Annotated in this window: 11 protein-coding genes; 7 read left to right on the plus strand and 4 right to left on the minus strand. The window is 62.5% G+C overall.

Annotation, left to right across the window (positions count from 1 at the left end; all coding sequences use genetic code 11):
* Positions 1-2: 2 nt before the first annotated feature.
* Positions 3-4,004, minus strand: a complete 4,002-nt coding sequence (locus JOD78_RS26955) for an FAD/FMN-binding oxidoreductase (protein WP_121045836.1) — start codon at positions 4,002-4,004, stop codon at positions 3-5.
* A gap of 385 nt (positions 4,005-4,389) precedes the next feature.
* On the opposite strand from JOD78_RS26955, the gene JOD78_RS26960 reads away from it, so the two are divergent.
* Positions 4,390-4,527 carry a hypothetical protein gene (locus tag JOD78_RS26960; RefSeq protein WP_167386309.1) on the plus strand — a complete coding sequence of 46 codons (138 nt, stop codon included), beginning with the start codon at positions 4,390-4,392 and terminating at the stop codon, positions 4,525-4,527.
* Between the two features lie 68 nt (positions 4,528-4,595).
* Here JOD78_RS26960 and JOD78_RS26965 read toward each other — a convergent pair whose 3' ends face one another.
* Positions 4,596-5,087 carry a YqaA family protein gene (locus tag JOD78_RS26965; protein WP_088756130.1) on the minus strand — a complete coding sequence of 164 codons (492 nt, stop codon included), beginning with the start codon at positions 5,085-5,087 and terminating at the stop codon, positions 4,596-4,598.
* A 337-nt stretch (positions 5,088-5,424) separates the two neighbouring features.
* On the opposite strand from JOD78_RS26965, the gene ilvA reads away from it, so the two are divergent.
* From ilvA to rapZ, 6 genes are all read left to right on the plus strand, one after another.
* Entirely contained in the window at positions 5,425-6,960 is a 1,536-nt protein-coding gene (gene ilvA / locus JOD78_RS26970; protein ID WP_280921026.1) for a threonine ammonia-lyase, biosynthetic, read from the plus strand.
* An 84-nt stretch (positions 6,961-7,044) separates the two neighbouring features.
* Positions 7,045-7,920 (plus strand): NADPH-dependent 7-cyano-7-deazaguanine reductase QueF, encoded by an 876-nt coding sequence (gene queF / locus JOD78_RS26975; RefSeq protein ID WP_209569212.1) that lies wholly within the window; start codon positions 7,045-7,047, stop codon positions 7,918-7,920.
* A gap of 319 nt (positions 7,921-8,239) precedes the next feature.
* On the plus strand, positions 8,240-8,854 hold the full coding sequence (locus JOD78_RS26980; protein ID WP_209569214.1) for a hypothetical protein: 615 nt from the start codon (positions 8,240-8,242) through the stop codon (positions 8,852-8,854).
* Positions 8,855-9,177: 323 nt separating this feature from the next.
* Positions 9,178-9,651, plus strand: a complete 474-nt coding sequence (locus JOD78_RS26985) for a PTS sugar transporter subunit IIA (protein WP_034330862.1) — start codon at positions 9,178-9,180, stop codon at positions 9,649-9,651.
* 72 nt (positions 9,652-9,723) lie between these two features.
* A complete protein-coding gene (gene hprK, locus JOD78_RS26990; RefSeq protein WP_034330851.1) occupies positions 9,724-10,662 on the plus strand; it encodes an HPr(Ser) kinase/phosphatase in 939 nt (312 codons plus the stop codon).
* 107 nt (positions 10,663-10,769) lie between these two features.
* The gene (rapZ, locus tag JOD78_RS26995; RefSeq protein WP_034330860.1) at positions 10,770-11,636 is read left to right on the plus strand and encodes an RNase adapter RapZ; all 867 of its coding nucleotides are present in this window, start codon (positions 10,770-10,772) and stop codon (positions 11,634-11,636) included.
* 78 nt (positions 11,637-11,714) lie between these two features.
* Here rapZ and mutY read toward each other — a convergent pair whose 3' ends face one another.
* Both mutY and mutM read right to left on the minus strand, forming a co-directional pair.
* The gene (mutY, locus tag JOD78_RS27000) at positions 11,715-12,857 is read right to left on the minus strand and encodes an A/G-specific adenine glycosylase (protein WP_209569216.1); all 1,143 of its coding nucleotides are present in this window, start codon (positions 12,855-12,857) and stop codon (positions 11,715-11,717) included.
* The gene (gene mutM, locus JOD78_RS27005; protein WP_209569218.1) at positions 12,854-13,675 is read right to left on the minus strand and encodes a bifunctional DNA-formamidopyrimidine glycosylase/DNA-(apurinic or apyrimidinic site) lyase; all 822 of its coding nucleotides are present in this window, start codon (positions 13,673-13,675) and stop codon (positions 12,854-12,856) included. Before mutM ends, mutY begins: the two co-directional genes overlap by 4 nt.
* Between the last annotated feature and the right edge of the window lie 16 nt (positions 13,676-13,691).

Consider the following 13,691-nt stretch of genomic DNA (forward strand, 5'->3'; position numbering starts at 1 on the left):
GCTTACACCAGGATACGTTCGATGCCGCCATTGTTGGCGCGCTCGACGTATTCCGGCATCCAGTTTTCGCCCAGCAGGTGACGCGCCATTTCCACCACGATGTAGTCGGCGGTGGTGCCGGCATCCTCGTTGTAGCGCGACAGGCCCTGGAAGCAGGACGGGCAGGAGGTCAGAATCTTGACGTCGCCGGTGAAGCCATCGGCGCGGACCTTGTCGCTGCCCTTCTTCATTTCCTCTTCCTTGCGGAAGCGGACCTGGGTCGAGACATCCGGACGCGATACACCAAAGGTGCCCGACTCGCCGCAGCAGCGATCGTTCTTCTCGATCTTCTGCGCGTCCACCGTGGTGATGAGCGAGTTGACGGTCTTCAATGGATCCTGCTGCTTCATCGGGCTGTGGCAGGGGTCGTGGTACATGTAGCGGGTACCGGTCACGCCTTCCAGCTTGACGCCCTTTTCCAGCAGGTATTCGTGGATGTCGATGATGCGGCAGCCGGGGAAGATCTTCTCGAATTCATAGCCCTGCAGCTGGTCGTAGCAGGTACCGCAGGACACCACGACGGTCTTGATGTCGAGGTAGTTCAGCGTATTGGCCATGCGATGGAACAGCACGCGGTTGTCGGTGATGATCTTCTCGCCCTTTTCGAAGTCGCCGGTACCACGTTGCGGATAACCGCAGCACAGGTAGCCCGGCGGCAGCACGGTCTGCACGCCCACGTTCCACAGCATCGCTTGCGTGGCCAGGCCGACCTGCGAGAACAGGCGCTCCGATCCGCAGCCCGGGAAATAGAACACCGCTTCCGTATCGGCCGTGGTGGTCTTGGGGTTGCGGATGATGGGGACGATCTTGTCGTCCTCGATATCCAGCAGCGCGCGCGCGGTCTTCTTGGGCAGGTTGCCCGGCATCTTCTTGTTGATGAAGTGAATCACCTGCTCCTTGACCGGCGGCTTGCCGACGGTGGCGGGAGGTTTCTGGGTCTGCTTCTTGGCAAACTTCTTCATCAGGTCGTTGCCCAGGCGCTGCGCCTTGAAGCCCCACTGCGTCATCACCTTGCGGGTGGCGTTGATGGTGGCCGGGTCGGTGGCATTGAGGAAGAACATGGCCGCATTGGTGCCGGCATTGAAGGACTTCTTGCCCATCTTGCGCAGCAGGTTGCGCATGTTCATCGAAACATCGCCGAAGTCGATATCGACCGGGCAAGGCGTGACGCACTTGTGGCACACCGTGCAGTGGTCGGCCACGTCCTCGAACTCTTCCCAATGCTTGATGGAGACGCCACGGCGGGTCTGCTCTTCATAGAGGAAGGCTTCCACCAGCAGCGAGGTCGCCAGGATCTTGTTGCGCGGCGAGTACAGCAGGTTGGCGCGCGGCACGTGGGTCGAGCAGACCGGCTTGCACTTGCCGCAGCGCAGGCAGTCCTTGACGCTGCTGGCAATGGCACCGATGTCGCTCTGCTGCATGATCAGCGACTCGTGGCCCATCAAACCGAACGACGGCGTGTAAGCGTTGGACAGGTCCGCTTCCATGCCGGGCAGGTTCAGGAGCTTGCCCTTGTTGAAGCGGCCTTCCGGGTCCACGCGCTTCTTGTATTCGCGGAATTCGCCGATCTCGTCTTCGGTCAGGAATTCCAGCTTGGTGATGCCGATGCCGTGTTCGCCCGAGATCACGCCATTGAGCGAACGGGCCAGCTTCATGATGCGGGCCACGGCGACGTGGGCATCCTGCAGCATTTCGTAGTGGTCGGAATTGACCGGGATGTTGGTGTGCACGTTGCCATCACCCGCGTGCATGTGCAGGGCCACGAAGACGCGGCCGCGCAGCACGCGCTTGTGGATGGCCTGGCATTCTTCCAGGATCAGCTTGAAGGCCGCGCCCGAGAAGATCTGGCGCAGTTGCGCCCGCACTTCCTGCTTCCAGGAGATGCGCACGGTGCGGTCCTGCACCACGTGGAAGACGGCGGCTTCGGGCTGGTCGATCAGGCGCTGCTCAAACACCGGCAGCATCTTTTCCAGGCCCAGTGCGGCCAGTTCTCCCTTGGCTTCATCCAGCGGCTTGTCCAGGTTGGCCAGCAGGTAGGACCAGCGTGCGTGGGTCTGTTCCAGCAGGCTCTCGGCCTGGTGGACGCGGTCTTCCAGCATTTCGGCGGCGGGGATGTCGTCACCCTCGGCGTCGTCGCTCTTGCCCAGCGGCAGGTTGCCCTTGACGAAGAAGCTGTCCAGTTCGGCCAGCAGTTGCAGTTTGTTCTTGATCGACAGCTCGATGTTGATGCGCTCGATGCCGTCGGTGTATTCGCCCATGCGGTTCAGCGGGATCACCACGTCTTCGTTGATCTTGAAGGCGTTGGTGTGCTTGGCGATGGCCGCCGTGCGCGAACGGTCCAGCCAGAATTTCTTGCGCGCTTCCGGGCTCACGGCCACGAAGCCTTCACCCACGCGGTTGTTGGCCATGCGGATGACTTCCGACGCGGCAGCGGCCACGGCATTCTCGTCATCGCCGACGATGTCGCCGATCAACACCATCTTGGGCAGCACGCCGCGCTTGGACTTGGTGGCATAGCCGACCGCGCGCAGGTAGCGCTCGTCCAGGTGTTCCAGGCCGGCCAGGATGGCGCCGCCCTTTTTGGTTTCGGCGTCGAGGTAATCCTTGATTTCGACGATCGAGGGAATCGCATCGCGCGCCTGGCCGAAGAATTCCAGGCAGACCGTGCGGGTCTGCTTGGGCATCTTGTGCAGGATCCAGCGGGCCGAGGTGATCAGGCCGTCGCAACCTTCCTTCTGCACGCCGGGCAGGCCCGAGAGGAATTTGTCGGTGACGTCCTTGCCCAGGCCTTCCTTGCGGAATTTCTTGCCGGAGATTTCCAGGATCTCGGTCTTGAAGACTTCGGTCTTCTGGCCCTTTTCGCCGGGATGCGACCACTCCAGCTTGAAGCGTGCCACTTCCACGTCGTGGATCTTGCCCAGGTTGTGGTCCAGGCGGGTCACTTCCAGCCAGTCCCCCTGCGGATCGACCATGCGCCAGCTGGCCAGGTTGTCCAGCGCGGTGCCCCACAGCACGGCCTTCTTGCCGCCGGCGTTCATGGCGACGTTGCCGCCGATGCAGGAGGCTTCGGCCGAGGTCGGGTCCACCGCGAAGACGAAGCCGGCCTTCTCAGCCGCATCCGAGACGCGCTTGGTGACCACGCCGGCCCCCGAGTAGATGGTGGCGTAGGGCTTGTCCAGGCCGGGCAGGATTTCCATCTCGACTGCGCCCAGCTGTTCCAGCTTTTCGGTGTTGATGACGGCCGACATGGGCGTGAGCGGAATGGCGCCGCCGGTGTAGCCGGTGCCGCCGCCGCGCGGGATGATGGTCAGGCCGAGTTCGATACAGGCCTTGACCAGGCCGGCCATCTCGTCTTCGCTGTCCGGGGTCAGCACCACGAAGGGGTACTCCACGCGCCAGTCAGTGGCGTCGGTCACATGGGAGACGCGCGAGAGGCCGTCGAACTTGATGTTGTCCTTGGCGGTATAGCGGCCCAGTACCTTGGTGGCGCGCTTGCGCAGGTCATAGGTCTGGCGGAATTCTTCAGCGAAATCACCGATGGCCTTGCGGGCGGCCTTCAGCAAGGCTTCCACGCTGGCACTGCGGCGCTGGGCCTCGGCGTCGCCGGATTCGGCCAGGTCGGTGGCCAGGCGGCGCTTGTCGACCTCGCTCAGGCGATGGTTCAGCGCCTCGATCAGGGCGGCGCGGCGCTTGGGGTTGTCCAGCAGGTCGTCCTGCAGGTAGGGATTGCGGCGGACCACCCAGATATCGCCCAATACTTCATACAGCATGCGCGCCGAACGGCCGGTCTGGCGCTTGCCGCGCAGCTCGTCGAGCAGGGACCAGGAAGCTTCGCCCAACAACCGGATCACGATCTCGCGATCGGAGAAGGAAGTGTAGTTGTAAGGGATTTCGCGCAAGCGCGGGGTCGCGGCGCCGTGCGGCGCGTCTGTAAGCAAAGCCTGGATCTGTGCGGGGGCGTTCATCGATGTATGAGGTAAATCTGCTGCCGGAGGTGCATTTTAGCCTATTGGCAAAACTCGCGATGGCCCGACCCGGGTTTTGGGCGCGCTTGCATGAGCTTTGGGAGACCTTGTGCGGCGGATCGGCGACGTTTGCCGCCAGGGGCGCGGCAATAGCCTCAACCAATTGGATTCATATTGACAATCAATTTCAATAAAACGATTGTCAAAATCTATAATTCATCTCAACGACTCAGCCCTCAGGGACATGCCCTGACCCATCGCGCCAAGGAGGCCCCATGTTGCAAACCCTGATGACCGAATTCCTGGAAAACCTGGCCATTACCCTGGCCGACTATGCCCAATGCAAGGCCTGACCCGGCCGCGACGACGCCACAAGGAGATCACCATGCACACCGCCATCCTCAACGAAGACACCGGCCTGGCCATGAAGCTCAAGACCCGCCACTTCGCCGTGCTGGGCGTGACGGCCACTTTCCTGGCCATCCGCCTGCTGGAAAACCTGGTGCCGACCCTGGCAGGATAATTCCAGCTTTCCCCCAGAAATGCCGACGGCGCCCTTGCGGCGCCGTTTTCCTTCATCTTTCCAACAATTTACGCCAGCCAGTTGCCCAGCTTGTGCCAGAAGCCATCCGGCACGTTCAGCAGCAGCCAGGTCATGAGCACGTAGCGGATGAACTTGCCGATGGCCATATAGAACACCGAAGGCCAGAACGGCAGCCGCAGCCAGCCGGCCAGGGTGCAGATGGGGTCGCCGATGCCGGGCAGCCAGGCCAGCAGCATGGTCTTGGCACCGAAGCGCTCCAGCCAGTGGAACCAGCGCGAGGAACGCTCCTTGGCGAAGGCCTGCTTGGCCCCATAGCCCATCCAATAGTCGACGATACCGCCCAGGGTGTTGCCGAAGGTGGCCACCAGGATCACCGGCCAGAACATCTCCGGACTGGCCTTGATGACGGCAAACACCGCCGGTTCAGAACCCAGCGGCAGCAGGGTGGCCGAAATGAAGCTGATCAGGAACACCGAGGTCAGGCCGACGGTAGGAATGGCGAGGATATTGAGCAGCCAGAGGACGGCGGATTCGATCATGCAGGAGGCAGGTAGATGAAATCGGCTGGCCGCAGCCAGGAGGAAAACTTGCCACCCGTCAAGCCGGTCGGGTGGCGCAGCGTGCATTCTAGCTGGTGCCGCCGGGCCTGAATTCAAGAAGTGAAGAAAGATTCATCTCCGGCATCAGACACGCCAAGCTTGCCGTGGCCTTGCGCGGCTCCCTTATAATGTCCAGTTCCCCTGGCCCGGACCGGTGACCTGCCGGCCCGGCCCAGGAGGAAATCCCCAGCGGCTTACCCAGCCTTGATTCCTTTTACCCTGAATGCGATATGACCGCGCCTGAACCCGCTGCTGCTCGCCTGACTTCACTTCATTGATGACCAACATGAGTAACGATTATCTGAAAAAGATCCTGACCGCCCGCGTCTACGACGTCGCCCAAGAAACCCCGCTGGAACTGGCGAATACGCTGTCGCAAAGGATTGATAATCGAATTTACTTCAAGCGTGAAGACATGCAGAGCGTGTTCAGCTTCAAGCTGCGCGGCGCCTACAACAAGATGGCCCACCTGACGCCGGCGCAACTGAAGCGCGGCGTCATCTGCGCCTCGGCCGGCAACCACGCCCAGGGCGTGGCGCTCTCCGCAGCCCGCCTGGGCTGCCGCGCCGTGATCGTCATGCCCACCACCACCCCGCAGGTGAAGATCGATGCCGTCAAGGCGCGCGGCGGTGAAGTGGTGCTCTTCGGCGACTCCTTCACCGATGCCTACGAACACGCCTTGACGCTGGAAAAGAAGCAGAAGCTGACCTTCGTCCACCCCTTCGACGATCCCTACGTGATCGCCGGCCAGGGCACGGTGGGGATGGAAATCCTGCGCCAGCACCCGGAACCGATCCACGCCATCTTCGTGGCCATCGGCGGCGGCGGCCTGATCGCGGGCGTGGCCTCCTACGTCAAGGCAGTGCGGCCGGACATCAAGATCATCGGCGTACAGACCACCGACTCCGACGCCATGGCGCGCAGCCTGAAAGCCGGCCGCCGCGTGGCGCTGCCGGACGTGGGCCTGTTCTCGGACGGCACGGCGGTCAAGCTGGTAGGTGAAGAAACCTTCCGCATCGCCAAGGAACTGGTCGATGAAATCATCATCGTCGACACCGATGCCGTCTGCACCGCCATCAAGGACATCTTCCAGGACACGCGCAGCATCGTCGAACCCGCCGGCGCACTGGCCGTGGCCGGTGCCAAGGCGTACGTGGAGCGTGCCAAGGCCAGCAAGAAGCCGATCAAGGGCGAATCCCTGATCACCATTGCCTGCGGCGCCAACATGAACTTCGACCGCCTGCGCTTCGTGGCCGAAATGGCGGACAACGGCGAGGCGCGTGAAGCGGTCTTCGCCGTCACCATTCCCGAAGAACGCGGCAGCTTCCGCCGCTTCTGCGAAACCGTGGGCCCGCGCAACGTCACCGAATTCAACTACCGCATCAGCGATGCCAAGGCGGCACATGTGTTCGTCGGTATCCAGGTGTCGGCGGCGGATGAAGCGGGCAAGATCGCGCGCAATTTCGAGAAGGCAGGCTTTGGCGTGCTGGACCTGACCCATGATGAACTGGCCAAGGTCCACATCCGTCACCTGGTGGGCGGCAAGAGTGACCTGGCAGGCGATGAACTGCTGTATCGCTTTGAATTCCCGGAGCGTCCGGGCGCGCTGATGAAGTTCCTTTCCAGCATGAATCCGGGCTGGAACATCAGCCTGTTCCACTACCGCAACCAGGGCGGCGATGTCGGCCGCATCCTGATCGGCCTGCAGGTACCAAAGAAGGAAATGAAGGAATTCCGCGCCTTCCTGGCCCAGCTGGGCTATCGCCACTGGGACGAAACCAAGAACCCGCTGTACAAGCTCTTCCTCGGCTGATCAAGGCCGACGCCGCGCGCCATTTCAACTGCGCGCGGCGGCAACATCACAGAACGTCACCCGCAGCACCGCAGGAGTATTCACATGGACCACACCAACCCGTCCGCATCCACCGTCGGCCATTCGCCGGAAAGTTCACCCCTGGGCAAGAGTTCGGAATATCCGACCCATTACGATCCCAGCCTGCTGTTCCCGATTCCGCGCGCGCCCAAGCGCGCCGAATTGCAGATCAGCGGCACCCTGCCCTTCTTCGGCGTGGACCTGTGGACGGCTTATGAAATCTCCTGGCTGAACCTGCGCGGCAAACCCCAGATCGCCATCGCCACCTTCATGGTGCCGGCCGATTCGCCCAACATCATCGAGTCGAAGTCATTCAAGCTATATCTGAACTCCTTCAACCAGGAACGTCTGGAAAGCGCCGACGAACTGATCACCAAGATGCGCACCGACCTCTCGGCCGCCGCCGGCGCCAGCGTGCAGGTGACGCTGACCGAATCCTCGCAGTTCGGACAGATGCAGTTTGGTGAACTCTCGGGCCTGCTGCTGGACCGGCTCGATGTGGAAATCGAACCGGCCACCGGCGCGGCCCATCCCGATGGCAGCCTGCTGCGTGCCCATACCGACGAAGCCACCGTGGAAGAAACCCTGGTGTCGCACCTGCTCAAGTCCAACTGCCCGGTGACCAGCCAGCCCGACTGGGGCAGCGTGCAGATCCAGTACGTGGGCGCGCCCATCGACCAGGAGCGGCTGCTGAAGTACATCATCGGCTTCCGCGAACACAATGAATTCCACGAGCAATGCGTGGAACGCATCTTCACTGACATCCTGCGCCACTGCAAACCGCAGAAGCTGGCGGTCTATGCCCGCTACACCCGGCGCGGCGGACTGGACATCAATCCCTGGCGCAGCAATTTCTCCAGCGCCAAGCCGCCTTCGCAACTGCGCAACGCGCGCCAGTAAGCGTCGACAATTCATCCCTGCAGGCTGTTCTCCGTGGTGCCAACACCACGGAGTGTCAGCAAATTGTTACAAAATCTTGCACCCAGCGGTGTCGTTGTCCCGTGGGGACAGCCATGGGCGCCATGATTTGGTAACATCTTGCGCTTCAGCAAGATCCACCTAGCGGGATATTTTTGCCACGATGGCAGTCCACACAAGCTGTGGATGAGCTGGCCGGCGACTCGCCTTTTGCCTGTTTCGCGGTCACCGGGCCGCCTGCACATCCCCTCGCTTACCCACTTGCCGTCGCGTTTTTTTGCTTTTCCCTTCAATAACAACCATGAAAACCACCACCCAGCTCCGGTGCCAGGCCGAAACCTTCACTTTTGGCGCGAAGTTGCGCAAAGCCGCCCTCGTCTCTGCCGCCACCTTGGCCCTGGCCCCCGCCGTCCACGCCGAAGACAACCAGTACAGCCTCTGGCAGCAAACCAAGGACCACGCCTCCAGGATCTGGAACCAGGGCGATGACGCCATCTACCTGTCCGGCGTGGCGCACCACGGCCGCAGCACCTACAGCCGCGACAAGCTCAATGAACTCAACGAGCATGCCTGGGGTGCCGGTTACGGCAAGACCCTGCGCAACGAGCAGGGCAATGATGAATCCCTGTACGGCTTCGTGATCAAGGATTCGCACCGCCATCCGCAGTACATGGCCGGCTATGCCTATGAATGGGTATTCCCGATCGCCAAGACCGGGCTGGAACTGGGCCTGGGCGGCACCGCCATGCTGATGAGCCGTCAGGATTACTTCCACAGCATCCCCTTCCCGGTGCCGCTGCCGCTGGCCTCCATCGGTACGCAGAAGGCCAAGATCATGTTCGCCTACGTGCCGCGCCTGTCGGCCAACAAGAACAATGGCGACGTGCTGCTGATCTTCGGCCGCATCGAGATGTAATCACTTCAGCCCGCCGGTGCATGCCGGCGGGTCTGCTTTGCGGCATTCGTCCCGGCCGATGCGACCGGGCAACAGATGAGCCGCCCTTTCCTGCCGCGCTTTTTTCCACACATCGTCACACATCATCGCCAACCATCACGGCGTGATATCCCTTGCGGCAACTTGTTGCCAACGATCATCGATCTTTCGTATGCAACTCGTGGCAATTCGCGGTTTTCTGCCCGAAATCCCCTCCTGTTCAGCGCTTTCAAAGCCTTCCGGCATCGGCAAAGAAGCCTATAATCCTGCTCAAAGCTTCAGTCCGTAGCAATTCCTTGAGCGTCATGACTAATCTCGCAAAAATCCTGTCTCCAGAAAACGTGGTTCTGGATCTGGAAGTGTCCAGCAAAAAAAGAGCTTTCGAACAAGCCGGCCTGACCTTCGAAAACAACAGCGGCATCGCGCGCTCCACCGTTTCCGAAAACCTGTTCGCACGAGAGCGTCTGGGTTCGACCGGACTGGGGCATGGCGTGGCCGTGCCGCACGGCCGCATCAAGGGCCTGAAAGCGCCGCTGGCGCTGTTCATGCGCCTGGCCGCACCGATTCCCTTCGAGTCGCCTGACGGCCAGCCGGTCAAGCTGCTGGTGTTCCTGCTTATTCCCGACAACGTGACGCAGCAGCATCTGGAAATCCTCTCGGAAATCGCCGAGATGTTTTCCGATGATGCCTTCCGCAATGAACTCACCGTCGAGTCCGACCCTGCCGTGGTGCATGCCCGCATCGTGACCTGGCAGACCTCGATGGAAAAAGCCGGCTGAGGCCGGCACAATCAGGCTGCACCAAGCCGGCGGCAATTCCGCACCCTATCCTGTGAGCAGATCCGGATCTCCATGCCCAATTATTCCGCGTTGTCGATTCAGCAGCTGTACGAAGAAAACCGTGAATCCCTGCAACTGGGCTGGTTCGCCGGCTTCCCCGGCGGCGAGCGCCTGATCTCGGGCGATGCCGTCTCGGCCTCCGACCAGGTCGGCCACCTGAACCTGATCCACCCTGGCCGCCTGCAGGTCTTCGGCCATCAGGAAATCGAGTACTACAACCGTCTCTCCAACACCTCGCGCGCCTACCAGACCGCCGAACTGGTGGCCGGTGAGCCGCCTGCGTTCATCATCGCGCAAGGCCTGTCGACCCCGCCCGATATCCTGGCGGTGTGCGATGAAAAGAACATCCCGCTGTTTTCCACGCCGTTGCCGGCCGCGCAGGTGATCGATTATCTGCGCGTGTATCTCTCCAAGAAACTGGCGCAGCAGATCACCATGCACGGCGTGTTCATGGACGTGCTGGGCGTGGGCGTGTTGATCACCGGTGAATCGGGACTGGGCAAGAGCGAACTGGGTCTTGAACTGATCTCGCGCAGCCACGGCCTGGTGGCCGATGACGCGGTGGAGTTCGCGCGCATCGCGCCCAACATGATCGAGGGCCGCTGCCCGCCGCTGTTGGCCAACCTGCTGGAAGTGCGCGGCCTGGGTCTGCTGGACATCAAGGCCATCTTTGGCGAGACCGCCGTGCGCCGCAAGATGCGCCTGAAGCTCATCGTCCACCTGGTCCGCCGCAGCACGCTGGAAGAAAACTACGAACGCCTGCCGCTGGATGCGCAATACGAAGAAGTGCTGGGCCTGCCGATCCGCAAGGTGGTCATTCCCGTGGCGGCCGGCCGCAACATCGCGGTGCTGCTGGAAGCCGCCGTGCGCAACACCATCCTGCAACTGCGCGGCATCGATACCCTCAAGGAATTCATCGAACGCCAGCGGCGCGCCATGAACGGCGAATAAGCCGGACAAGCCGGACGCAATTTTCCCGCTCGTCGGGAAAACTTTCGGTGGCGCATTGGCCTACCCGTGCCGCCACGCAGGCGCGGGTGATGCGTTATGATTCCGCCATGCGAATCGTTCTGATCACCGGCATTTCCGGCTCCGGCAAATCGGTAGCACTTCACGTGCTGGAAGACGCCGGCTATTTCTGCGTCGACAATCTCCCGCCCTCCCTGCTGTGCGACCTGGTGCAGACCCGCATCAAGGAAGGTGCAAGCATGCTGGCCGTGGCCACCGATGCCCGCAGTGCCGATTCACTGGCCACGCTGCGCACCGACATCGAGCAGTTGCGCGCCGATGGCCATGACGTCAAGGTGTTCTTCCTGACCGCCTCCGACGAAACCCTCATCACCCGCTTCTCCGAGACGCGCCGCAGCCATCCGCTGTCGCACCGCCTGCTGCCGGGCCGCCCGACCTCATCGGACCGCCTGACCCTGACCGAGTGCATCGCGCTGGAAAAGGAGATGCTGGGCGACCTGCAGGACATCGGCCTGGTCATGGATACCTCGCAGCTCAGCTCCAACAAGCTGCGCCGCTGGATCAAGGACCTGGTGGACCTGGAACGCTCGCCGCTGACCCTGCTCATCGAATCCTTCGGCTTCAAGCACGGCCTGCCGCTGGATGCCGACCTGGTGTTCGACGTGCGCATGCTGCCCAATCCGCACTATGACGCCGAGCTGCGCCCGCTGACCGGACGCGATGCGCCGGTGATCGAGTTCCTGGTGGCCTATCCGGAAGTGGCCGAGATGTACAACGACATCCGCGGCTTCGTCGAAAAGTGGCTGCCCTCCTTCAAGAACGACAACCGCAGCTATCTCACCGTGGCCATCGGCTGCACCGGTGGCCAGCATCGTTCAGTCTATCTGGCTGAGCAACTGGCCAGCCATTTCCGCGCCACTGAACAGGTGGTGTGCAGGCATCGCCAGCTGAACTGACAGGTGCGCGCTTCCGAAGTGTCAGGTGCGGGGACTTGAAGTGTCAGGTGTGAGACCCGCAACTGTCAGGTGAACTGTTCAGGCACTGGCCAGCAGATCATCCGCCCGCAAGACCCCCAGCAAGAGTTTCTTGACCGGTGCCGGCAAGGGCGCATCGGCCAGCTTGCGCGCCGGATACCAGACCAGCCCGCCTTCGGCGATGCGATGGCTGCGGCTCTTCAGGGCAACCTGGAACGGTGCCACATGCAGCTTGAAGTGCGTGAAGACGTGCGAGAACGGCTGCAGCTTGCGGCAGCCATCGAGCTCGCCATAGGGCGCCACCACGGTGCGCACGGCCGTGTCGAAGTGTTCGGCATTGCCGACGCCGATTTCCGGCAGCGACAGCAGGCCGCCCCAGATGCCGCTGTCGGGGCGCTGCTCCAGCAGCACATCCTCGCCCTGGGTGATGACCAGCATCACCGTTTCCTTTTCCGGCACGGCTTTCTTCGGTTTGCTCACCGGCAGTTCGGCCACGCGATCCTCGGCCAGCGCCACGCAGCGTCCGGCCAGCGGACAGCGCGTGCACGCCGGCTTGCCGCGCACGCACAGCGTCGCGCCCAGGTCCATCAGGCCTTGGGTGTAGGACTCGATATCCTCTTCCGGGAGCAGGGCCACCGCGCGCAGCCACAGCTGGTCTTCGACCGGCTTGGCACCGGGATAGCCATCCACTCCGAACACGCGCGCAAAGACGCGCTTGACGTTACCATCGAGGATGGCCGCACGGCGTCCATAGGAAAAGGCGGCGATGGCGGCTGCAGTCGAGCGCCCGATGCCGGGCAGGTCGGCCAGCAGCGCCGGATCGTCCGGGAAGCGGCCACCGTATTCCGCCACCACCCGCTGCGCACACTTGTGCAGGTTGCGCGCGCGCGTGTAGTAACCCAGGCCGCTCCACAGCGCCATCACGTCCTCCGAGGGGGCGGCGGCCAGCGCGAAGACATCCGGACAGCGCTCTAGGAAACGCTGGTAATACGGAATCACGGCAGCAACCTGCGTCTGCTGCAGCATGATCTCGGAGAGCCACACGCGATAGGCATCGCGCGTGTTCTGCCAAGGCAGCTTGTGACGGCCATGCTGCTTCTGCCAGGCGATGACCTCCGCCGAAAAGGAGGGATCTTCATACTGTGCGCCCGCGTTCTCGGCGGTGGACGCCTTCTTGCGGCGCGATTCGACAAGTCCCTTCATTTCTGGCAACTCACGCAGTAGAAGGTGGAGCGCTGGCCCTGCTTGATCTGGCGGATCGGTGCCGCGCAGATGCGGCAGGGCTCGCCGGTACGGTTGTAGACGAAATAATTCTGCTGGAAGTAACCCGACTGACCGTTGACTGCAATGAAGTCGCGCAGCGTGCTGCCACCCTGCTCGATGGCGGCGGCCAGCGTCTCGCGGATGGCTTCGGCCAGGCGCTCATAGCGCGCCAGACTGATCTTGTACGCCGGGGTCTTGGGATTGATGCGGGCCTTGAACAGGCTTTCCGACGCATAGATGTTGCCGACCCCGACCACGATGTCGCCCGCCAGCAGCACCTGCTTGATGGGCGCGCTGCGGCCGCGCGTCTGGTTGAACAGCTCGCGCGCGCTGAACTTGTCTTCCAGCGGCTCCAGCCCCAGGCTGCGCAACAGCAGGTGCTCTTCGATGTCGCCGTCGCTGAGGTCATGCCACAGGATGGCACCGAAGCGGCGCGGGTCGGTCATGCGCATGACCTGGCCGCCGACTTCGAGGTCGAAGTGGTCGTGCTTCTGTGGCGTGATGCCCGGCGGCAGGATGCGCAGGTGGCCGGACATGCCCAGGTGCACGATGAGCGTGCCATGGTCGAAATGGATCAGCAGATATTTGCCGCGTCGCCCGGTGCTGCGGATCACGCGCCCGGCCAGCAGGGTGTGCAAGCCCTCGGGGAAAGGCCAGCGCAGGCCGGTGTGGCGCAGCACGACGCCGCTGACGGTGCGCCCTTCCAAATGGGGCGCGACCCCGCGGCGGGTGACTTCGACTTCTGGTAATTCAGGCATGGGCTTGCGGATCGCG

Origin of the sequence: Herbaspirillum sp. 1130 (assembly GCF_017833835.1) — a bacterium.
Classification (GTDB): Bacteria; Pseudomonadota; Gammaproteobacteria; order Burkholderiales; family Burkholderiaceae_D; genus Herbaspirillum; species Herbaspirillum huttiense.